Source organism: Mesorhizobium sp. IMUNJ 23232 (genome assembly GCF_044326205.1).
Taxonomy (GTDB): Bacteria; Pseudomonadota; Alphaproteobacteria; order Rhizobiales; family Rhizobiaceae; genus Kumtagia.
In genome coordinates, this window is record NZ_JBIRCY010000003.1 from 160243 (window position 1) to 182341 (window position 22099).

Annotated in this window: 21 protein-coding genes; 11 read left to right on the forward strand and 10 right to left on the reverse strand. The window is 65.6% G+C overall.

From position 1 onward, the window contains the following. The first annotated feature begins 7 nt into the window (after positions 1 to 7). The 10 genes from ACH196_RS03550 to ACH196_RS03595 all read left to right on the forward strand — a co-directional run bounded on the left by ACH196_RS03550 (position 8) and on the right by ACH196_RS03595 (position 8844). Positions 8 to 1012, forward strand: a complete 1005-nt coding sequence (locus ACH196_RS03550) for an ABC transporter permease (RefSeq protein ID WP_396644991.1) — start codon at positions 8 to 10, stop codon at positions 1010 to 1012. Beyond that, the gene (locus ACH196_RS03555; RefSeq protein WP_396644992.1) at positions 1009 to 1836 is read left to right on the forward strand and encodes an ABC transporter permease; all 828 of its coding nucleotides are present in this window, start codon (positions 1009 to 1011) and stop codon (positions 1834 to 1836) included. Before ACH196_RS03550 ends, ACH196_RS03555 begins: the two co-directional genes overlap by 4 nt. A gap of 4 nt (positions 1837 to 1840) precedes the next feature. After that, entirely contained in the window at positions 1841 to 2839 is a 999-nt protein-coding gene (locus tag ACH196_RS03560; RefSeq protein WP_396644994.1) for an ABC transporter ATP-binding protein, read from the forward strand. Positions 2840 to 2842: 3 nt separating this feature from the next. Beyond that, the gene (locus ACH196_RS03565; protein WP_396644995.1) at positions 2843 to 3811 is read left to right on the forward strand and encodes an oligopeptide/dipeptide ABC transporter ATP-binding protein; all 969 of its coding nucleotides are present in this window, start codon (positions 2843 to 2845) and stop codon (positions 3809 to 3811) included. Positions 3812 to 4080: 269 nt separating this feature from the next. After that, positions 4081 to 4806 carry an alpha/beta hydrolase gene (locus ACH196_RS03570; RefSeq protein ID WP_396644996.1) on the forward strand — a complete coding sequence of 242 codons (726 nt, stop codon included), beginning with the start codon at positions 4081 to 4083 and terminating at the stop codon, positions 4804 to 4806. 138 nt (positions 4807 to 4944) lie between these two features. Further along, entirely contained in the window at positions 4945 to 6621 is a 1677-nt protein-coding gene (locus ACH196_RS03575) for an FAD-dependent oxidoreductase (protein ID WP_396644997.1), read from the forward strand. Continuing rightward, the gene (locus ACH196_RS03580; RefSeq protein WP_396644999.1) at positions 6618 to 6929 is read left to right on the forward strand and encodes a UBP-type zinc finger domain-containing protein; all 312 of its coding nucleotides are present in this window, start codon (positions 6618 to 6620) and stop codon (positions 6927 to 6929) included. The genes ACH196_RS03575 and ACH196_RS03580 overlap by 4 nt, the downstream gene beginning before the upstream one ends. Before the next feature lie 325 nt (positions 6930 to 7254). Continuing rightward, positions 7255 to 8109, forward strand: a complete 855-nt coding sequence (locus ACH196_RS03585; RefSeq protein WP_396645000.1) for a VOC family protein — start codon at positions 7255 to 7257, stop codon at positions 8107 to 8109. Between the two features lie 96 nt (positions 8110 to 8205). Then, positions 8206 to 8631 carry a putative quinol monooxygenase gene (locus ACH196_RS03590; RefSeq protein ID WP_396645002.1) on the forward strand — a complete coding sequence of 142 codons (426 nt, stop codon included), beginning with the start codon at positions 8206 to 8208 and terminating at the stop codon, positions 8629 to 8631. A 30-nt stretch (positions 8632 to 8661) separates the two neighbouring features. Continuing rightward, positions 8662 to 8844, forward strand: a complete 183-nt coding sequence (locus ACH196_RS03595) for a hypothetical protein (protein ID WP_396645004.1) — start codon at positions 8662 to 8664, stop codon at positions 8842 to 8844. A 71-nt stretch (positions 8845 to 8915) separates the two neighbouring features. Here the strand turns inward: ACH196_RS03595 and ACH196_RS03600 are convergent, their stop codons facing one another. From ACH196_RS03600 to ACH196_RS03645, 10 genes are all read right to left on the reverse strand, one after another. After that, the gene (locus tag ACH196_RS03600) at positions 8916 to 9788 is read right to left on the reverse strand and encodes an SMP-30/gluconolactonase/LRE family protein (protein ID WP_396645005.1); all 873 of its coding nucleotides are present in this window, start codon (positions 9786 to 9788) and stop codon (positions 8916 to 8918) included. Between the two features lies 1 nt (position 9789). Continuing rightward, a complete protein-coding gene (locus ACH196_RS03605) occupies positions 9790 to 12306 on the reverse strand; it encodes an ATP-binding cassette domain-containing protein (RefSeq protein WP_396645007.1) in 2517 nt (838 codons plus the stop codon). 8 nt (positions 12307 to 12314) lie between these two features. Then, positions 12315 to 13397 (reverse strand): ABC transporter substrate-binding protein, encoded by a 1083-nt coding sequence (locus ACH196_RS03610; RefSeq protein ID WP_396645008.1) that lies wholly within the window; start codon positions 13395 to 13397, stop codon positions 12315 to 12317. Between the two features lie 30 nt (positions 13398 to 13427). Then, positions 13428 to 14393 carry an ABC transporter permease gene (locus ACH196_RS03615; RefSeq protein ID WP_396645009.1) on the reverse strand — a complete coding sequence of 322 codons (966 nt, stop codon included), beginning with the start codon at positions 14391 to 14393 and terminating at the stop codon, positions 13428 to 13430. Positions 14394 to 14395: 2 nt separating this feature from the next. Continuing rightward, complete coding sequence (locus tag ACH196_RS03620) at positions 14396 to 15382, reverse strand: ABC transporter permease (protein ID WP_396645010.1); 987 nt, start codon at positions 15380 to 15382, stop codon at positions 14396 to 14398. Next, the gene (locus ACH196_RS03625) at positions 15379 to 16902 is read right to left on the reverse strand and encodes a sugar ABC transporter ATP-binding protein (protein WP_396645012.1); all 1524 of its coding nucleotides are present in this window, start codon (positions 16900 to 16902) and stop codon (positions 15379 to 15381) included. The genes ACH196_RS03620 and ACH196_RS03625 overlap by 4 nt, the downstream gene beginning before the upstream one ends. Before the next feature lie 52 nt (positions 16903 to 16954). Then, positions 16955 to 17944, reverse strand: a complete 990-nt coding sequence (locus ACH196_RS03630) for a substrate-binding domain-containing protein (protein ID WP_396645013.1) — start codon at positions 17942 to 17944, stop codon at positions 16955 to 16957. Positions 17945 to 18020: 76 nt separating this feature from the next. Beyond that, the gene (locus ACH196_RS03635) at positions 18021 to 18797 is read right to left on the reverse strand and encodes an SDR family oxidoreductase (RefSeq protein ID WP_396645015.1); all 777 of its coding nucleotides are present in this window, start codon (positions 18795 to 18797) and stop codon (positions 18021 to 18023) included. 2 nt (positions 18798 to 18799) lie between these two features. Next, positions 18800 to 19963 carry a galactonate dehydratase gene (gene dgoD, locus ACH196_RS03640; protein ID WP_396645028.1) on the reverse strand — a complete coding sequence of 388 codons (1164 nt, stop codon included), beginning with the start codon at positions 19961 to 19963 and terminating at the stop codon, positions 18800 to 18802. An 84-nt stretch (positions 19964 to 20047) separates the two neighbouring features. Continuing rightward, positions 20048 to 20791 carry a FadR/GntR family transcriptional regulator gene (locus ACH196_RS03645; RefSeq protein ID WP_396645017.1) on the reverse strand — a complete coding sequence of 248 codons (744 nt, stop codon included), beginning with the start codon at positions 20789 to 20791 and terminating at the stop codon, positions 20048 to 20050. 108 nt (positions 20792 to 20899) lie between these two features. On the opposite strand from ACH196_RS03645, the gene ACH196_RS03650 reads away from it, so the two are divergent. Beyond that, a complete protein-coding gene (locus ACH196_RS03650) occupies positions 20900 to 21766 on the forward strand; it encodes an aldose 1-epimerase (RefSeq protein WP_396645019.1) in 867 nt (288 codons plus the stop codon). Positions 21767 to 22099: the final 333 nt, after the last annotated feature.

Below are 22099 nucleotides of genomic sequence, written 5' to 3' on the forward strand. Positions count from 1 at the left end.
GAGTTTGATGAACTGGCTCTCGCTGGCGACGAACCGGCTGATATGGTTTGCGCCAACTCTGTTCGGACTCCTTGCCTTCGTTTTCGTGCTGTCGCGTTTGGTCCCCGTGGATCCGGCCGTACTGGCCGCCGGCGAGAATGCGTCGGCGGCGCAGATAGAGGAGGTTCGCCAGAGCTTCGGTTTCGACGAGCCGCTGCCGTCGCAATTCTTCCGCTATGTGCGTGACGTCGCGCGAGGCGATCTCGGGATCAGCGTCTATACGCAGCAGCCGATTGCCGACGACCTCCTGGCCCGGTTGCCGGCGACGCTTGAGCTGACGATTGTCGCCGTGCTGCTCGCCGCGCTGATCGGCATCCCTCTCGGCGTGCTCTCCGGCCTGCACCGCAATTCGTGGCTGGACCATGTCCTGCGCGTGGCGACGGTCTGCTGCATGGCGCTCGCGTCATTCTGGATTGCGATCCAGCTCCAGCTCCTGTTCTCGATGGCGTTGAACTGGCTTCCATTGTCGGGCCGGATCGACGGCTTCCCGCCCGGCACCGTGACCGGTCTGGTCGTCGTGGACGCAGTGATCGGGGGTGACGGCGAGTTGCTCGTCTCAGCCTTGGCACATCTCGTGCTGCCGGCCCTGACCCTGGCCCTGCCCGCCGCGGCGACGATACTGCGCTTCACGCGCAACAGCGTGATCAACGTCATCGCTTCGCCCTCGGTCGCTTACCAGACGGCGATGGGGCTGCCGCGTCGCGTGATCATCTGGAAATATGTGCTGCGCATGGCTCTGGCCGCGACGGTCACCCAGCTCGGGCTCATTTTCGGCATTCTGCTGACCGGCGCATTGGTGGTCGAAACCGTCTTCGACTGGCCCGGGCTCGGCGGCTACGCCGTACGGTCGATCCTGTACTCCGACTACAACGCCGTCATGGGCGTCACGCTGTGCACCGGCGCGCTCTTCGTCCTTCTCAACCTCCTGGTCGACCTGCTGCAGGCGGCGATCGATCCTCGCGGGGCAGCATGAGCCGCCTTGTCACGCGCCTCGCGCGCGATCCCGTGGCTTTGCTTGGCCTCGTCCTGCTTGCGCTCCTCGTCCTGGTCGCGCTGTCGGCACCGCTGCTCGCCCCGGCCGAATTCGACATCAAGCAACGGCTGATGCCGCCCTCTTCCGGCGCGCCGTTCGGCACCGATCGCATGGGGAGCGACATTTTCACGAACGTTGTCTTCGGTGCGCGTGTCACGTTGCTGATCGCGAGCGTCACGGTCACCATGGGCGTCTTGATCGGCGTGCCGATCGGCCTCGTCGCCGGCTACTATCGCAACTGGATCAGCGACGCGCTGATGCGGATCGCCGACATCGCGCTCGCCGTGCCGCAGATCGTGCTTGCGATCGCGATCACGCAGACGCTCGGCCCATCGATCGAGAGCGTCGTCCTGGCGCTCTCGCTCACCTATTGGCCGTTCTGGACAAGGCTGGTCTATGCGGAGACGCGCTCGATCCGCAACGAGGTCTTCATCGAGTCGGCGGTGGCGCTGGGCGCTTCGCCCTGGCGGGTCATGGTCCTGCATATCCTGCCGGCCATCGCCTCGTCGATCGTCGTGCGGACCTCGATCGGCGTGGGCGCGACGATCCTGGCCGCCGCGACGCTCGGCTTCCTGGGGCTCGGCGCGCCACCACCCACGCCGGAATGGGGCCGCATGATCGCGGAAAGCCGCGACTACCTGCCGGAGGCGTGGTGGTATCCGCTTGCGCCCGGCATGGCGATCTTCCTGACCGTTCTCGGCTTCTACCTGTTCGGCGACGGCCTTCGCGACATCCTCGACCCGCGAGCCGGGCCGTCCCTGTGAGACGATGACGCCAGTCCTCGACATTGGCGAGTTCTCCCTCGGCTTCGGGACCACTCAGGGGCCGGCCCGTGTGCTGGACCGTGTCGATCTCGCAGTCGGCCCCGGCGAGATCGTTGGGCTCGTCGGTGAATCGGGCTGCGGCAAGACCACGCTGGCCCGCGCGATCCTGGGAATGCTCCCGGAGCATCAGGCCCGGATCGACGGCGGTCATATCCGGCTCGACGGCATCGACATGCTGCAGAATAGCGAGGCCGCGCGTCACGCTCGCGGTCGCCTTGTCACCCTGGTGCCGCAGGATCCGTATGCGAGCTTCAATCCGCTCTTTCGCGTCGGCACGCAGATCGCCGACTTGATGCGCTGGACGGCGCCCACCCGGAAACGGCGACGCTTCGGCGGCTCGCGGCGCATCGACGAGGCGGCGGCCCTGGAGATGCTCGCTGCTGTCCAGCTACCGCAACCGCGCAAGATCCTGGCCCGGTATCCGCACCAGCTCTCCGGCGGCCAGCGCCAGCGCGTAATGATCGCCATGGCGCTCCTGCCGCAGCCGCGGATCATCATTGCCGACGAGCCGACCGCCGCGCTCGACGCGATCGTGCAGGCACAGATCCTGAGGCTGCTGCGCCGCATCGCGGCGGAGCGCGGCGTCGCTATTCTGTTTGCAACGCATAACCTCGGAGCGGCCTGGGAGATCTGCGACAGGATCGCGGTGCTGTATGCCGGCCAGATCGTCGAGGCTGCGCCCCGCGATGCCTTTTTCGCAAGGCCGCGCCATCCTTATACGCGGGGCCTTCTCGCCAGCATGCCGGAGCCCGGCCGTGATCCCGTGGGTATCCCGGGCGATGTGCCGAGCCCTTTGTCCCCGTCCCTGGGGTGTCCTTTCAGTCCCCGCTGCTCCCGCGCTTCCAATATCTGCCGGGATGCCCGGCCGTCGCTCGGTGAGGAAGAACCAGGGCACTGGGTGGCCTGTCATCACCCCGCCGCCGCCCCTTTCGCCTCCGTCTAGGATTTGCACCTGCTCAACGTCGAATACCTTGCCTGCCATTTCCCCATCCGCGGCCTCCTCGGCCGCCGGATCGGGACAGTTCGAGCGCTCGACGGCGTCTCGTTCAGTGTGGCCGCGGGCGAGGTGCTCGGCATCGTCGGCGAGTCGGGCTGCGGGAAAACGACGCTTGGAAAGACGATTGCGGGCATCCACGACCCGACGGAGGGCTCGGTTGGCTTCGCCGGCGAGCAGATCGCATCGCCCGATCGGAAACGGCCGGTGGCTGTGCGCGCGCGGCTGCAATATGCCTACCAGGACCCCGGCGCTTCCCTCGACCCACGCTGGACCCTGCGGCGCTCGCTGCATGAGCCGCTCATCATCCACACGGACTGGCCGCGCCAGCAGCGCGAGGCGAAAGTGCGGGAGATCGTCGCGGCGCTCGGCCTGCCGCAGGCCCTTCTTGAGCGATATCCGCATGAGATCAGCGGCGGCCAGCAGCGGCGCGTCGGGCTCGCGCGCATCCTGGTGCTGGCGCCGCAGGTCATCATTCTCGACGAGCCGACCGCGGGGCTCGACGTGTCGGTGCAAGCGAACGTGCTGGCGCTGCTCCGCGATCTCCGACGCATGTTCAATCTGACGTATCTCATGATCAGCCACGACATTGCGGTGGTGAGTTCGATGTGCGATCGGATCGCAGTGATGTACCTCGGCCGCATCGTGGAGATCGGGCCAACGAAGCAGGTTCTCGCCGGCCCGCGGCATCCATACACCCGGGCCTTGCTGGCAGCGTCGCCGAGAATCGGCGGCCCACGATTGACCGACAGGCTTCCGCCGCTGGACGAGACCCCCGACCCGACGGAGGTCGAATCGGGCTGCCGATTCAGGGCTCGCTGTCCGATCTCAATGCCGGCCTGCTCGACAGTCGACCCACGACTGATCGTCGAGGACGGGCATGGGGCGGCTTGTCTGCGTTGCGGTGATGAGGCGACCTGAGCGGACTTCTGCCGGATCATTTCGGACACCAGTTCATTCGGCGAAGTTCCGGACCGTTCGGGATGCCCTGGTGCCAGTCCGATCATTTTACCTGATTTTACCGATCATAACCCCCGTGGCGGCACGTAGCAGCTTATGAATCGTCGGTCACTTTCCTCGACGCGACTGCAACGGAGAAGGTCATGAGACCGGTGGCGGCCGGTGGACCCTTTCGATCACACCCTGGAGACACGGCAATGAAATGCATAGGGACAGGATTGCTCGCAGCCATGATCACAACCGCTTCCGCGCTCACCGCGCCGGCCGCCGAGAAGGCGGTCTCCATCGTACTCGTGCACGGCGCCTTCGTCGATGCTTCCGGCTGGCAGGCCGTATACGACATCCTGTCGGCGGACGGTTACGACGTACAGGCCGTCCAGAATCCGACGCTCACCCTGCAGGGCGACGTGGAGGCCACGCGGCAGGTCATCGCCAGGGCCGGCAAGCCGGTCGTCCTGGTCGGCCATTCCTATGGCGGCGCGGTCATCACCGAGGCGGGCGGCCTGCCCAACGTGCAAAGCCTGGTCTACCTCGCGGCCTTCGCGCCGGAGGCCGGCGAGTCGGTGTTCGACCTGGCGACCGCGCCCACGCCGGGCGAGGACAAGGCGCCGCTGCTTCCGCCAAGCGACGGCTTCCTGCTTGTCGATCCGGAGAAGTTTCCCACCGCCTTCGCAGCCGACGTCGATCCCGGGAAGACACGGTTCATGGCGGACTCGCAGGTCCCGTGGGGTCTTGGCGCCGTGGAAGCGAAGATCACCGCCCCAGCGTGGAAGGAAAAGCCAACCTACTTCATGATAACGACGAAAGACCACATGATTCCACCCAGCCAGCAGCGTTCCATGGCCACGCGCGCCGGTGCCAAGATCGTCGAGATAGACAGCAGCCACGCGGTGATGCTGTCGCATCCGCGAGATGTCGCCGATTTCATCGCCGGCGTGGCGGACCCGTCGAACTGACGGCATCGCTCGTTGCCGCAATCCTGTCGTGGCGGGCCACCTTGACGGGATGCCGATGAGGGCGAAGCCCATTCCGTCGGGTCCGGCAACGCGATACGAAGGGTTCGGAGGCTACGTCTCGACCGAAGGCACTCCACGATGGGAAACATGACGAACCCGACCCGTCACGCCCGCCATGACCAGATGTTCCCAGTTCTGGAGCCGCGCGACATCGAGCGGATACGGCGCTTCGGCACGCCGGTGGCCTATCCAGCCGGGACGCGGATTGTTGAGGCCGGCACTCTGGCGCCGGGCTTCGTCATACTGCTTTCGGGCAAGGTGGACGTCAGCCAGCGGACGGCACTCGGTTCGCGCCAGGTAATCGTTACCTACGGAGCCGGTCAGTTCACGGGAGAGTTGGCCCAACTGTCGGACCGGCCGGCGCTGGTCGACGGGGATGTGGTTGAAGATGCCGAGGCGTTCATCATTGCGCCGGACCGCTTGCGCGACGTGCTCGTGCAGGAAGCCGTGTTGGGCGAGCGCATCATGCGGGCCCTAATCCTGCGGCGTACCAATCTGCTGGAAATCTCCGCTGGCGGGCCGATCATCATAGGACGGTCCGGCGGGGCTGACGTCATGCGCCTGCAGGGGTTCCTCCGCCGCAACGTCCAGCCTCACCGCATCCTCGATCCCGAACGCGATCCCGACGCAGCGGCCTTGATCGAACGCTTCAACATCGACATCCACCATCTGCCGATCGTGCTCTGTCCGAACGGCAAGATGCTGCGCAATCCGGGCGAGAATGAACTCGCCCGCTGCATCGGCCTGGTCCGGCGCATGGACGAAACCAGGATCTACGACGTTGCGATCGTCGGATCGGGACCGGCCGGGCTTGCAGCCGCCGTGTATGCGGCGTCGGAAGGTCTGTCGACGGTCGTTCTCGATTGCCGGGCATTCGGCGGCCAGGCCGGCGCGTCCTCGCGCATCGAGAACTATCTCGGTTTCCCCACCGGGATCTCCGGCCTGGCGCTGATGGCGCGCGCCTACAACCAGGCGCAGAAGTTCGGCGTCGAGACGGCCATCCCCGAGGAGGTGCATCATCTCGGCGCGGAGCGGGATGGCGCGGACTCGATCTACAGGCTCGAAGTCGGCGACGGCGAAGGCGTGAGGGCGCGCGCCGTGGTCATCGCCAGCGGTGCACGCTACCGCAGGCTGGATCTCGCCAACATTGCCCAGTTCGAAGGGGCATCGGTGCACTATTGGGCTTCACCCATCGAGGCGCGCCTTTGCGAAGGCCAGGAAGTAGCGTTGGTGGGGGCCGGCAATTCTGCCGGCCAGGCCGCCGTCTACCTTGCTGGCCAGGTCAGCAGGGTCCGGCTGATCGTTCGCGGCGCCGGCCTGGCAGCCTCGATGTCGAGCTACCTGATCGAGCGCGTCAAGGCGCAGCCGAATATCGAAGTCGTGCTTCGCACGGAAGTGACGAGCCTGGAGGGCGATGAAACTCTGACCGGTGTGAGCTTGCGCAACGTGGACACGGGAGATGAAACAAGGCACCCGCTCCAACATCTCTTCCTCCTCATAGGCGCCGATCCCCATACGGAGTGGCTGGCGGGCTGCGGCGTCGCATTCGACCAGAAGGGTTTCGTGAAGACCGGTAACGGCAGCCATCCTCTCGAGACGAATCTTCCGGGAGTTTTCGCGATCGGGGACGTCCGTGCCGGATCGATCAAGCGGGTGGCGTCCGCGGTGGGAGAGGGCGCCCAGGTGGTCGCCGCCATCCACGAGTTCCTGGCGCAGAGGCGCGCTGAACAGGCATCTGCAAAGGGAGTTTCATGATGGCCTTCGAATGTCGCCACGCTGAAGAAATCAAAGATGTGACGCCGAGCGCCCTGGGCTGCGAGGAATGCCTCCAGACAGGCTCATGGTGGGTGCATCTGCGCCTCTGCAGAACCTGTGGCCATGTCGGTTGCTGCGATAGCTCGCCAAACCGCCACGCCACGGCACATTTCCAGTCCACCGGCCATCCCGTGATCGAAGGCTACGATCCGCCGGAAGGCTGGGGATGGTGCTACGTCGACGAGGTCTTCATCGACCTCGGTGAGCGTACGACACCGCAGCGGAAGCCGATACCGAAGTTCGACTAGAGTATGATCCCGAAAAGTTGCAGACTTTTCGGACAAAGATCATACGACAAAACAAAGAGATAGAGCGGAATGCTGATTCGTCTTGATCGCATTCCGCTCCAGAGCCAATCGACAATCAGCCAGATAGGAAGCGTTCCCTCTGCCTGCTGCGAAGCAACCGGCGCGCGGCATTTGCGGGCCGGCTGACGGACCTCCATGGATCGAGGCCGATGAAGCGCCGCGCACGGCTCGTGACCAGCGACCCACCTGTTTTTACCTGTTTTAACGCCCTACGAGACGGTGTCGGGACTAAGCTTCCTGTCTATCGACCCGACAGGAGCAAACCATGTCCGACCATCTGGAAACCGCGGATCAGTTGCAGGACCCGGATCGCCGCGCCGTCCTGTGCGCCGCAGGCGGCGTAGCGATCAGCGGAATTGCCGCCGCGCTTGCCGCCAGTGCGCCAGCCCGTGCCCAGGACGCGGCCGCGGAAGCCCGCGATCCGAACTCGCTTGGCGCAAGGCTCCGCGGGGTGCAGCATTTCGGGCTCACCGTGCAGAACATGGAACGCGCCTACGAATTCTACACCGAGGTGCTCGGTGGAACGGAAGTCTTCCGCCATGGCGACTTCCAGGGCGACGCCGTCCAGAACACGCTGCTGGCCGACCAGGAAATCCGGGCGAACGAGCTTGGGGTCAATCCCCGGACCATCGGCGTTCCCGACCTCAGGGGCGGCGCCCAGCGCCTCGATGTCCGGTTCATCCAGTTCGACAATGTCGTGATCGAACTCCTGCAATATCGCGACGCCGACCAGCCGATGGGCGGCCCAAAAGCCTTCGCCGAACCCGTGCAGCATATGAGCCCGGCGTTCCCGCGTATGATGCACATCTGCTTCTACGTACGTGACGAAGTCGACTTCAACCAGTTCATCACCGATCTCGAAGCCGAGTCGGCGCGCCGCGGCATGACCCAGGTGCGGGCGAACCGCATTGTCCGCGTTTCGACCGAGGAGGAGCGCAGGGCGGCTCCGCAGGACGCCAATACCAACAAGGTCACGGTGGCGCCGTCGGACGGCTGGGAGCTGATTTACTGCAAGGGCCCGGAAGGGGAACAGCTCGAATTCGTCAAGGCGCTCGGACCGGTGAAAAAGCGCTTCGACGATGCCTTGCAGGCGCACCTGCGGCTTGCGAGCGCCAACTGAGTCCAGCCGGACATCGGCGTTTCGTCACGTCAAGAGCCGGTGACCAATTGCTGGCCGCCGGTGCATTCCACGGTCGCCCTGACCAGGAGAAGTCCCATGAACAGAATGATACGGCTGCGTTCCTCCGCCATGTTGCTGGCGGGATTTGTTTGTCTTGCAGGATCGGCGGCAGCAGTTGCGCAGGACGGTCCGGGCAAGGGTTATGCGCAGATTCCCGGCGGAGCCTATTCGGTCGTCGCCGAGGTCCGCGCCAAGCCCGGCAAGGAGGCCGAACTGCGTGCCGCCACCCTTCCCCTCATCGACCTCGTCAGGGGTGATCCGAAGAACCTCGTCTATTTCCTCCAGGAGAACCGGGAGGCTCCCGGTCATTTCATCTTCTACGAGATCTTCGCCAACGAAGCCGATTTCGAGGCACACAACGCGATGCCCTACGTGAAGGAGTGGTTCACCAAGCTGCCGGAACTCGCCGACGGCGGGGTGAAGGTGATGCGGATGGAGATCCTAGCTCCGGTGGGGAACTAGAAGTGCGCGACGGTCATCGGCGCCCCGGTTGTGACACTGGTCGCGGCACAGTTGAACCGGCGGAAACTGCTTCTGTACCCCATGGCGCTGTTCATCCTCGGCAATGTCCTGTCGGCCTTTGCCGCCAATCCCGGAATGTTCGCGCCGGCGCGCTGGGCGCGTGGACAGGGAGGCACGAGCCGCGCCTCCCTGGCTGCTACTGAATTGCCTTGATCGCCTCCCAGTCCGACTTCTTATATATCAGATGTCGAATACACGCATATCTATGACGGACGGAATTCAGCTTAACCGCGGAAGCGCGGCTCGGGCAGGCCGGGAACCTCGAGGTCGATGGCAAGGAGGGAGCCCGCGAGGGGCTGGCGGGACAGCGCTTCGCCTTCAAGGTCCCAGATCGCCGTCGTCACATAGAGCGTCTTGAGATCGGGGCCGCCGAACATGCAGCTCGTCGGCTTCTGAACCGGCAGGTCCACGATACGGTCGATCTTTCCGTCCGGCGCATAGCGCACCAGGCGCCAGCCGTCCCACTGCGCGTTCCACAAAAAACCCTCGGCGTCGATGGTCGAGCCGTCGGGAGCGGCGGCCGAGCCTTTTGTCGAGGCGAACAGGCGTTTTCGCGAGATGGTCCCGGTGTCGCGGTCGAAATCATAGGCATGGATGGCGCTGTCCATCGTGTCGGCGAAATAGAACGTCTTCTCGTCGGGGCTCCAGGCAAGCGAATTGGAGATGCCGATGCCCGTCTCCATCTGCGTGACTGTCAGGTCGGCGTCGACCCTGTAGAGGGCGGCCGTATGCTCACTGAGCCGGTCGTCCATGGTGCCGACCCAGAAACGGCCCTGCCGGTCGCATTTGCCCTCGTTGAAGCGGTTGCGCGGGATGTGCCCCTCCGGTCTGGCAATCCAGTCGATGCGGCCGGTAGCCGGGTCGAAGAAGACGATGCCGCTGGCCAGCGCGCAGATCAGGCCGCCGCGTTCACGCAGCGCGAAGGAGCAGATGCGCTCGGCAAATGTCCATTCGTCGACCCGTCCCGAAGCATGGTCGAGCCGGCGCAGCCGCCGGCCCTCGATGTCCACCCAGTAGAGCGCCTGCTCCGCGACGTCCCAGACGGGAACCTCCCCGAGCTTGTCCTTCGTGGCAAAAACCTCGCGCACAACAGTCATTTCACGACCTCCCCGACGACATCCGCCTCAGCCAGCGTCCCGCCGCACCTTGGGCCGCATCCCCGCGCAAGGCGAAGAAACACACCGCGACGAGCGTCAGCGCCCCGGTCCAGACATATTGCCAATAGGCCGAGACGTGGAGCTGGTTGAGCACGTTCTGGATGAGCATGACGAGCAGCGCGCCGACGAAAGTGCCGGACGCCGTGCCCGATCCGCCGAAGATCGGCGTGCCGCCGACGACCACCGCCGTCACCGACGCCAGGGTGAAGGCAGAACCCGCCTGCGGGTCGCCCGATCCGATGCGCGCCGCGATGATCAACCCGGCCACCGAGGCCGCAAGCCCGCTGAAGGTGTAGGCGGCGATGCGCACGCGGCCGGGCGAGATGCCGACGACCTTGGCGGCCTCCGGGCTGGCGCCGGTGGCATAAAGGCGGGCGCCGGCGCGGCCCCTCAAAAGGAGGAGCTCGAACGCCAGGGCGAAGAGCAGCGCGGCCAGGAAGACGAGCGGCAAATAACCCCAGCGTGCCAGGATGGCGGCGCCGAGATCGGCGTTGAACCCTCCGCCCGGCGCCGGACGCACGATCAGAGCGAGGCCCTGGACCACGGAAAAGGTCGCCAGCGTGGCGACGAGATCCGGTATTTTCAGCTTCTCGATGATCAGGCCGTTGGACAGGCCGACCAGCAGCCCCGTCGCCAGGCAGGCCGCCAGTCCGAGGGGTATGGGCAGGCCGGAATCCGGCGCCAGCAGGTGCGAGGCGATGGCCGTGACCAGGCTAATGACGGGACCCACGGTCAGGTCGATGCCGCCGAGCAGGATGACGGCGAGTTGTCCCAGCGCCGCGATGATCAGCGGCGCGGACTGATTGGCGATCGAGGCAAAATTGCGCGGCGTCAGGAAATAGGGCGTGGCCATCGCGGTCGCGGCCACGATGGCCAGCGTAAGGGCGGCGAGAATCAGCGTCGGCGCGTAACGCGAAAACATCGGGCGCGTGGCGCGGCGGCGCGGCTTTGCCGGCGTGGCGTCGGTCCTCATTGCCGCAGCGCCGCGCGTAAAACCGGCGACCAGCCGCTCTTCCGTCGCCTCGGCGGCCGGAAGCTCGTCGACGATGTGGCCTTCGGAGAAGACGAGGATGCGGTCGGACAGGTTGATGAGTTCGATCAGATCGGCCGAGACGACGACCACGCCCGCGCCCTGCGCGGCAAGCTGGCGGATGAGCCGGTAGAGTTCGAGTTTCGTGGCGACATCGACGCCCTGGGTCGGTTCGTCGAAAATGTAGACGCGCGGGGAGGACAGGAACCAACGCGCGAACACGACTTTCTGCTGGTTGCCGCCGGAGAGCGTGACGACGGCCTGTTCGATCGACGGCGCCTTGACGGCGAGGCGCGTCGTCTGCTCGGTGACCGCCGCGCGCTCGGCGGCCGCGTTCAGCAGTCCCGCCTGCGCGAAGCGTGCGATCTCGGGCAGCGCGACATTTTCCCGGATCGTGTGATGGAGGAACAGGCTCTCGGCCTGCCGGTCGGCCGGGACGTAGACCACGCCGGCGGCAATCGCCTCCGCCGGAGACGACGGCGCATAGGGCTTGCCGTCCAGCGTCATGTCGGAAGCGACGCCGCCCAATCCGAACAAGACGCGCGCCACGCCCTGCTGCCCGCCACCCTGGACGCCGGCAAGCCCGAGAATTTCGCCGCTCCTGACGGCGAGCGACAGTTCGGGCGACCGGTCGTCGACACGCAGGGCTTTGACCGCCAGAAGCGGCTCTCCGACTTTTTCCGCGCGCGGGGGATAGACGAGGTCGACGGACCGGCCGACCATCATGGCGACCATCTTGTCGGGGGATGTATCGCCGATGGCTACGGTGCCAACGGCCTCGCCATCCTTCATCACGGTGACGCGATCGGCCAGCTCCATCACCTCGTTCAGGCGATGCGAGATGAAGACGATGCCCCTGCCCTCGGCGCGCAGGCGCTTGAGCAACGCAAAAAGCTCCTCGGTTTCCGAGGCGGTCAGCGCCGAGGTTGGTTCGTCGAGAATGAGAATGCGGGCATTCCGCGATAGGGCGCGGGCGATCTCGACCTGCTGCCGCTCGGCCCGCGACAGGTCGCCGGCTGGCCGGCGCATGTCGACATCGGAGCCGATCGCCGCAAGCGCGGAGCGGGCGTGCTCGCGCAGCCTGCGCTGGTTCACAAGGACGTGCCCGGGCTCACGCCCGAGCGCGATGTTGGCGGCCGCGTCGAGCGTCGGCACCAGGCGCGTGTCCTGGTAGACCATCGCGATCCCCAAGTCGAAACTGTCGGCCGGGGAGTTGATTTCGACTTCCCGGCCCTCGACGCACACCTTGCCCTCGTCGGGACGATGCACGCCGGCGACGATCCGCATCAGCGTCGATTTTCCGGCGCCGTTCTCGCCGACCAGGGCATGGATTTCGCCCGGGAAGACATCGAAGGAGACGCCCTTCAGGGCATGTACCCCGGGGAACCTCTTGTGGACGCCGGAAACCGTAAGAAGCGCTGCGGCCACGATCCGCCTTACGACTTGAAGATGGCGCGCAGTTCGTCGTCGGTGAGCGAGGTGTCGGCGAACACGCCGTCCGGCAGGTCGGGCCGCAGGTATTTTTCATAGTTCGCAGCGGTAATCAGCGACGGCGTCAGGATCTGCTGCTTGGCGACTTCCTCGCCCTTGAGCAGGCTGACCGCGGCGCGGAGCGCGAAGATGCCCTGCCAGGTCGGCTCCGACATCAGGCCGATGTCGAATTTCGGCTGCTTCGGCTTCTCGGCCTTGTAGAGCTTCAGGAGCCCGTTGTAGTCGTCGCCGGTGACCGGAACGAGCGGCTTGCCGGCGGCGAGCAGAGCCTTCATGGCGCCGGCCGCGTTCTGCCCGCCGTCGCACCAGACGCCGTCGATCTCCGGATAGGCCGCGATCAGATCGGCCATGACGACCTTCGCCTTGTCCTCTTCCCAGAAGGCATCCTTGAAGGTCAGCACCTCGATGCCCGGGGCGAACGCCTTCTGCGCGCCCTCCCAGCCGGCGGCGGTGTAGGAATTGCCCGGCAGGCCGCCAAGCGCCACCACCTTGCCCTTGCCGCCCAGGGCGTCGTTGAGCCACTTGCCCAGGACGCCGCCCTTCTTGACCGGGTCGGTGCCGACATAGGTGCTCCAGCCATCTCCATCGACGGGCAGGTTGAACGGCACGGTGACCACACCCTCGTCGGTCGCACTCTTCAGCACCGGCGCGACCGCCGAGCCGGAATTGGCGATGACCAGGATCGCGTCGACCTGCTGGTTCACCAGCGTCTCGATGTCGTTGACCTGCTTGTTGATGTCGCCCTGCCCGTCGACGACGATGAACTCGGCGATGTCGGGCGTCTTCTTGGCTTCCGCCTGCAGCGCCGCGATCGCCATGGCGCGCCAGGAATTGCCGGAAAATCCGTTGGAGAAGCCGATGCGATAGGGCCCGGGTTTTGCCGTGCCCTTCACCATCGCGCCGACGGGCGCAAGCTGCGCGCCCTCCTGGGCGAATGCCCGTGTGCCGAGCGCCACGCCGGCGGCCAGTCCCGCCGCGCCGCGCAGGACGGCGCGGCGGCTCATCGAAGAGTGGAAATAGGTATTCATGCTGCTTTCCTCCGTTTGCAGTAAGTCGGCTCAGTTGTCCGAACCCGTACGACGCGACATCGACAGCGCGCGGTAGGCAAGCACGCTGACGAGGATCAGCAGGCCCTGCACCACCAGTTGGGTGCCGCTCGATACGCGAATGATGTTGGTGAAGCTGGACAGTTCGGCGATGAAGACGGCGCCGCCCATTGTCGCCAGCACGTTGCCCGCCCCGCCGGTCAGCGCCGCCCCGCCGACGACCACGGCGGCCACCGAGGTCAGCATGAACTGGTTGCCGATGCCGAGCGAAGGCGAGCCGGTGTAGGCCGTCAACAGCAGGCCGCCAAGCGCGGCCGTCAGCGACGACAGCATATAGGCCGAGAGGTTTATACGGAGCGTCGACACGCCCATCATGCCCGCGGCGCGGGGATTGGCGCCGGTGGCGTAGAGCCGCCGGCCCCAGACTGTCTTCCGGGTAGTCACCAGGAGCACCAAGGTAAGCGCGATCCAGAACAGCGTTGGAACCGGCATGCCGAACAGAGCGCCGTTGCCGAGCCACTGAAACGACGCCGGCGTCCCGCCCGATGGCGCACCGCCGGTGTAGACCAGTGCCGCGCCGAACAGGATCGAGTTCATGCCGAGCGTGGCAATCAGCGGCGTGATGCCCAGCGCGGCCACGAGGAGCCCGTTGAGGGCGCCGACGGCCAGCGCCAGGAAGACGACCATGAAGATGGCCAGCGGGATGTTCTCGGTGAGGCCCGCCATCAGGCTGGCCGCGACGATGTTGGTCAGCGTCACCACGCCAGCCTGCGAAAGATCGATGCCGCTGGTGAGGATGACGATCGTCTGGCCGGCGGCGATGACGCCGAGGAAAGACGCCACCTGCAGGATGTTGATCACCTGCGCCGTGCTGAACATGGCCGGCGACAGCAGCCCCGACACGACATAAAGACCCGCGACGGCGATCCAGACGGCGCCGAGGCTGCCCAGGATTTGACTGAAACGGCCGAGCGGCATCGCTATTCCCCGGTCCGCGCGCGCTGGCGTTCCTGGACGATCACCGCGAGGATCAGCAGGGCGCCCTTGGCGAGCAGTTGGTAGAAGGTCGGCACGCTGGTCAGGATCATGCCGTTGTTCAGCACGCCGATGATCAGCACGCCCAGCATGGCGCCGATGATGGTGCCCTTGCCGCCCTGCAAGGCGCAGCCGCCGAGGATGGCCGCCGTGATCGCCTCGAGTTCGAGACCCTGGCTGCCCGAGGCCGGCTGGCCGGACATTGTGCGGCCGGCAAGCACGATGCCGGCAACCGCCGCCGCGCAACCGCTCATGGCGTAGATGCCGACCTGATAGCGCCGTACCGCGATGCCGGCGAGCCGGGCGACAGTCGGATTTCCGCCCATCGCATAGATATTCCGTCCGACGATCGTCTCGCGGGTGAAGACGATGAACGCCGCCATTACGGCAATGAGCAGCCAGATAGCGAAAGGCAGGCCAAGCAGCGTGCCGGTGCCGAGCAGGCGCAGCCCATCTCCGACGATCGGGATCGAGTTGCCGTTGTTCATCAGATAGGCCAGCCCGCGGAATGCCGACATCGTGCCGAGCGTCGCGATGACCGCGTTCACCGGCCCGTAGACGATGATCAGGCCGTTGACAGCGCCTGCCAGCAGGCCCGCCGCAAGGCAGGCGAGGATGCCCAGGGGTATGGAGCCCGTCTCCTGCACCGCGACGGCCAGCACCATGGTGCTCAAGCCGACGATCGAGCCGACGGAGATATCCAGCCCTCCGGACACGATGACGACGGTCTGGGCCATGGCGAGGATGCCGAGAATGGTGACGGCGAGCCCGATGTTGATGAGGTTGCGCGGCGTGAAGAACACGTCGGGGCGAAGCGCGCCGAATATGGCGAGCAGCACGACCAGCGCGATCAGCAGGCTGACATTCTGGGCGCCGATGCGGCTGAGCCAGTTCTTTGACACCGGGCGAGCGCTGGAGATGTCGGCGGTCACGATGCTTTCCTTTCCCGCAACTCGTTCTCGGGGCGCATCGCCAGCGCCAGCACCGCCTCTTCCGTGGCGTCCTGCCAAGCTAGCTCGCCGCTCACCGTGCCGTCCTGCATGACGATCACCCGGTCGGCGAGGCCGAGAAGCTCGGGCATTTCGGAGGAGATCAGCAGGATGGCGAGGCCCTGGTCGGCCAAGCTCTCGATGAGCCTGTAGATTTCGGCCTTCGCCCCAACATCGATGCCACGCGTCGGCTCGTCGAGGATGAGCACTTTCGGCCCCCGCGCCTGCCAGCGGGCGAAGACGACCTTCTGCTGGTTGCCGCCCGACAGTTTTGCGACCGCCTGGTCGATCGATGGAGTTTTTACCCGCAGTTCGGAGACATGGTGATCGACCAGCGCCCGCTCCTTGCGGCGGCTGAAGAAGCCGAGGCGCGAAATCTTGTCGGGCACCACCAGGCTGACATTGTCGCGCACCGACTGCTGCAGCAGCAGCGCCTCCTGCTTGCGATCCTCCGGCACCAGGCCGATGCCCGCACGCACCGAGTCGGACGGTTCGCGCGGAAGATACGCGGCGCCCGACACCTCCATGCCGCCGGCGACAAGCGGATCGACGCCGACGATGGCGCGGGCGACCTCGGTACGCCCCGCCCCCACCAGACCACCCAGGCCGACGATCTCGCCGGCGCGGATTTCAAAACTGACATCGTGGACTTTTGACGTCGCCACGCCGGACAGCTTGAGCAGCACCGCTCCAAGCGTGCGCTCGCGGCGGTTGAACAGGTCGCTGACCGGCCGGCCGACCATGAGGCGGACCATCTTGGCCTCGTCCAGATGCGCCATCGGTTCGTCGGCCACCCGCTGGCCGTCGCGCATGACGACGCAGCGGTCGGCAAGGCCGACGATCTCGCGCAGCCGATGCGAGATGTAGACGATGGCGACGCCATCGGCCTTGAGGCGGCGGATCACGCCGAACAGGCGTCCGGCTTCGTCCTCGGTAAGGGACGACGTCGGCTCGTCAAAGGCGATCAGCCGCGCGCCAGGCCGCAGCGCCCGCATGATCTCGATAAGCTGCCGCAGCGCAGGGCTCAGCCCTTCGCATCGCTGCGTGGGGGACAGCACCTCGTCCATGGCGAAGGTGCGCAGCAGGTCCCCGGTGCGGCGGATCAAATCGGCGCGATCGAGGAAGACCGCGCCGCGCGAGTGCATGTCGCCGATAAAAATGTTTTCCGCGACGGTCAGCTCCGGGATGATCTCCGGCTCCTGGTGGATCACCCGGATGCCGAGCGAATGCGCGGCGCGCGGCGAGGAAAGTGCGGCGAGTTTGCCATCGACAAGGACGTGCCCGCTGTCCGGCTGGTGCTCGCCCTCCAGGATGCGCATGAGCGTCGACTTGCCGGCGCCGTTTTCGCCGACGAGCGCCGTCACCGTTGCGGCCGCGAAGCCGACCGACACGTCGCGCAGCGCCTGGACGACGCCAAAGCGCTTCGAGACGCCCACGACCTCGACGGCGTACTCGTGGCTCATCGGCGCGCGATTCCAATGGGAACCGCGCGCGCCGTGCGGCGGAGGATGCCCGTTACTTGCACCCCAGCGTGTCCTTGTACTGGCCGAAGTTCGCCGCGTTGATCAGGGTGGCGTCCTGAAAATACTCCTTGGCCATCGGCTTGCCGTTGGCCTCGTCGTAGAGCGCCTGGATGGCCGCCGCGCCGTGCTTGGCGCTGTCCAGCCACATCGTGCCGCGGAAGCCGGTCGGCTGGCCCGAGGCGAAAGCCTCGCAGGACCGCGAACCGTCGATGCCGATGCCGACGACATTGCTTGCTGGCAGGCCGGCATTCTCCGTGGCGCGCACGCCGCCCAGCACGCCGTCGTCGTTGCAGGAGAAGAACACCCATTTCTCGGCGTCGGGATTGGCGGTCAGCGTGGTCGAGACCACGTCGATCGAGTTCACCATGGTGTTGTCGTAGGGGATGGACAGGATGCGGGATTCGGCGTCGGGGATCGCGGCAACCAGCGCCTCGCGCGCGCCCTGGTTGCGCCGCATGCAGGTATCCGCCTTCTGGTCCTCGATCGAGCCGATCCGCACCTTGGACAGATCCTTGTCCCAGCCCTCCTCCTTGAGGATGCGGGCGATCTCGGTGCCGACTTGCTTGCCGATATTCATGGCGTTCATGCCGACATAGGCGACCGGCGCGCCGTCGGCGAAGGCGATGTCGTCGTCGACCGCGATCAGGCCGATTTTGGCGGCCTTGGCCTTGTCGGCGACGACTGGTCCGAGCGCGCGGTCGGGAACGACGACGGCAATGCCCTTCACCCCGTCGCCGACATAGGTGTCGAAGGTGGTGACGGCCAGATTGGCGTCGAACTGCACGTCCTGGACAAGCAGGTCAACGCCGAGCTCGGCCGCCTTGTCCTTGGCGCCCTGCACCTCGCGGACGAACCAGGGATGGTCGCCCATCTTGTTGATATAACCGAACTTCAACTTGTCCTGGGCGCTGGCGCCCTGGCTGGTCAGCGCGATGGCGGCGGTGGCGGCAGCCAGCAGGCCTGCCCTCAACATCGTTTTCATAACTCTCCTCCTTGACGATCTCGGTCCGGTAACGATCGGGCTTTCTTGCCTCCGGCGACCGGCCGCCGGCGAAACCTCATTCGTGGTAGAGAACGGAACGGCCGCCATCGATGACGATGCAGGCCGCGTTGATGAAGGGTGCCTCGTCGCTGCCCAGGAAAACCGCCGTCATCGCCACTTCCTCCGGCCTGCCGATCCGGCGCGGCGGATGGAGATCGTAGGCCCGCCGGCGCTCGGCCTCGGGGTCGGCGAAGGTGTTCCAGTAGTCGACGGCGATCTGCGTCTCGATGTAGCCGGGCGCGATGGCGTTAACGCGGATGCCGTCGGCCGCGTATTGCACGCCGAGCGCGCGCACCAGCCCCAGCAGGCCGTGCTTGGCCACCGGATAAGGGAAGGTGGACGGAATGATCGCGAAGGAATGGCAGGACGCGATCGCCACGACCGAACCGGCCTTCCGGCTCCTCATCGCCGGAAGCACCGCTTTTGCCGAATACCAGACGCCGTCGAGATCGACCGCGAAGCAGCGCCGCCATTCCTCCTCCGAGGTTTCGAGCGGCTCGTGAAAGACATTGATGCCGGCATTGGCGACGAGGATGTCGATCCTGCCGAATTGTTTGAGCGCGCCTTCAGCCATCGCCTCGCAGGACGCGCTGTCGGCGACATCGGTCTCGATGAACAAGGACCGCGCGCCGCCGTCGGTCAATGACGCCGCCACCCGGCTGCCGCTTTCCGCATCCTTCTCGGCGATCACGACGATCGCGCCCTCGGCCGCCATGGCGCGTGCTGTGGCCTCGCCGATGCCGCGCCCGGCGCCGGTGATGACGGCCACTTTTTTATCGAGCCGGCCGACCATGGTCACCAGTCCACGATGGTGCCGTCCGGGAGGACGGCGTTGGTCGTATGCATGACTTCGGGCCGGTAGGGATGTTTCTCGGCGACTGCCTCGTCGACTTCAACACCGAGACCCGGCGCGTCCGGCACCTGCCAGCAGCCGTCGACCATTCTGATTGGGCCCTTGACCACCTCGAAATACCACGGCACGGCGCCGACCATCTCTTCCTGGATCAGATGGTTAGGCGTCGAGACCGCGAAATGCAGGGCCGCCGCCCCGGCGATGGGGCCAAGCGGATTGTGTGGAGCCACACCGATCGACACCGCCTCCGCCATCGCCGCGATCTTCTTGGCCTCCAGCAGTCCGCCGCAATGGCAGATGTCCGGCTGGACGATGTCGACCCCGCGCGCCTTGAACAGATCATCGAACTCCGGCCGGTCGACCAGCCGCTCTCCTGACGCGATCGGCACACGCGACTTGGCCGCCACCTGCGCAAGTGCTGCCGTCTCGCCGGGCGGCAGCGGCTCCTCGACGAACATCGGCCGACCGGGCGTCAATGCATCGATATAGGCAAGCGCGGTCGCGGCAGAGGCCGGCCTGCCGTGGAAGTCGACCATGATCTCGACTTCCGGCCCGACGGCGCGGCGCAGGGCCTCCATCAGGCGCCCGACCTTGTCCACCTCCGGCAGCGGCGCGTAATAGTGGGTATAGGGGATGAACACCGCCTTCAGCGCGCGATAGCCCTTCGACACGACCTCGGTGGCGCGCCTGACCAGCGGTTCCTCGTCGAGCGACTCGTAGACGGCGCGCATGTCGCCCAGGCCGAGATGCGTGTAGACCTTGACGCGATCCCGAACCTTGCCACCCAGCAGCCGCCAGACCGGCTGACCCAGCCAGCGGCCCATAATGTCCCACAGGGCCAGCTCGATGCCCGAGACCGCCGACATGCCGATGACGCCGAGGCGCCAGAACGAGTGTTTCTTGAGGATGCGGGCGGCCTGTTCGATGTCGCGCGGATCGCGCCCGATCAGCAGCGGCGCGAGGTCGTTCACCGCGCCGACGACGGCCTGGGTCTTCCATTCCAGCGTGGCCTCGCCCCAGCCGTAGAGGCCTGGCTGATCGGTCTCGACGCGCACGAACACCCAGTTGCGCATCTCCGCGTTCACCACGCGTGTGCTGATCGACACGATTTTCAACCGGAGCTCCTCCCGAGAGCCTTAGATCATATGATGGCGAATTATCATATGATCTAAAATGCCGTCAAGGCGTCGCTACGGCGTCAGATGCAGATCGTCCGCAGCGATATCCAGAAGCCGGTTCATGGCCAGGCGCGCGCCGGCTGTATCGCGGATCCGGATGGCGTCGAGCACCGCCTTATGCGCGGAGAGCGCGCGCGACTGCGCTTCCATCAGCGGATTGGTGACGATGAAGGTTGCCCGCAGCGCGGCCTCCAGCATGCCGACCAGCCCGCTGAGCACCACATTGTGGCTGGCGGCGATCACCGCCTTGTGGAAGGCAAGGTCGCCCTGGCAGACTCCAGCCGGATCGTGCGGGATGCCGGCAACCATGGCCTGGTAGCCTCGCTCGATCTCGGCAAGGTCGGCCCCGGTCGCGCGCCGGGCAGCGAGTTCCGCCGCGGCCGGCTCGAATATTCGGCGCGCTTCCAGCAGTCCCGCCAGCAGTTCCTGGTCGTCCTGGATGGCGGGGTGCCAGCTCAGCACCACCGGATCGAGCAGGCGCCAGCTTTCGCGCGGCAAGACCCTGACGCCGGCGCGGCGGCGCGCCTCGACCAAGCCCTTGGCGGACAGGACCTTGACGGCTTCGCGCACGGAGGTGCGGCTGACGCCCAGCATGGCGCACAGATCGTCCTCGCGCGGCAGGGCCTCGCCGGGAGCGTATTCACCAGCGAGAATGCGGCTGCCGAGAACGTTGACGACGGCATCGTGCACCGTGGCGCCTCGCTGATCGGCAGACGGACCCCAGGCAAGCGCATCTGCGGAGACGGGTGATTCCACTGAAAAATCCTTTCGCGAGCGACGACGCTCCATTGCTGGATGTTGTAAGTGGCGTTACGTCTTATGTAAACGCGATATCATATGATGTTTCAGGAAGCGACCCCTGGCATGTTTCATCTCGAAAGCGGCTCGCTGGTCGCCAACATCGACGCGCGGGGCGGCAGCGTCATGCGCTTCGCCCGTACCGCCGCCGGCGGCGAAGTTCCCTTGTTTCACCGCGGCCGGGCCGGTCGCGGACAACCGCTCTGCTTCCCGCTGGTGCCGTTCGGCAATCGACTGAGGGACAACACTTTCGTCTTCGATGGCACCCTCTACAATATTTCCGCCAACACGGCCACCGATCCCCTCTACCTCCACGGCGACGGATGGCTCGGTTCATGGACCGAGCTTGCCCATAGCCAGGACACGGTGTCCCTTGAATATCGTCACGACGCTGGCGGTCCCTACCAGTATCGCGCTGAACAGCGCTTCACGCTGACCGAGCGGGCGCTGACCGTGTCGCTTTCGGTCACCAATCAAGGTGAACGTACCCTGCCTTACGGCCTGGGGCTGCATCCCTTCTTCCCGCTTACCAACCGCACGGTCCTGACCTTCGCGGCCGAGCGGTACTGGCTCCAGGACGCCGCATTTCTTCCACTCCGCAGCGAAGCAGTTCACGACACGATGGATTTTTCGCGAGGACGGTCGCCGTCAGGCCGCTGGATGAACACCGAGTTCGAGGGCTGGACCGGCCGCGCCAAAATTTTTTGGCCCGAAACCAGTTCGCATCTCGTCATCGAGGCCGATCCGATCTTTTCGCGATGCATGGTCTTCGTCTCCAGCCGGAAATTCGACCCGACATATGAAGACGATTATTTCTGCTTCGAGCCGATGACGCACGGCGTCGACGGCCACCATCGCCCGGGCCTCTCTGGCCTGGTCCCGCTGCAGCCCGGCGAAACGATGCAAGGCTCCTGCAGGTTCACCATCGCCTGACCGCCTGCTTGAAGTAAGCGGAGCAGCCGGGAACAAAACAGCGACCTGACGCTTCGCCAGGCCCACAATGGGCCAGAACGTTTTGGTCGAGGTTTTACCCAATAAAATCAAAAGCTTTGGTGGGCCCGGAGGATGTTTGGAAAAGAAGCTAAATCAAGCAGTTAGGAACCAGTGGGGACAGCAAATCATTCAAATCTGTTCCAACGTGTTGATTTCCGCGGAGAACTGACCCGGGGTTTCCACTGAGAACTGACCCGGGTGGATGATGGTTTTGGGTCAGGTTGTCGTCAAGTTTCGAGCTTTCTCCTTTGTCGGTTTTGCAGTCTTTGCTGA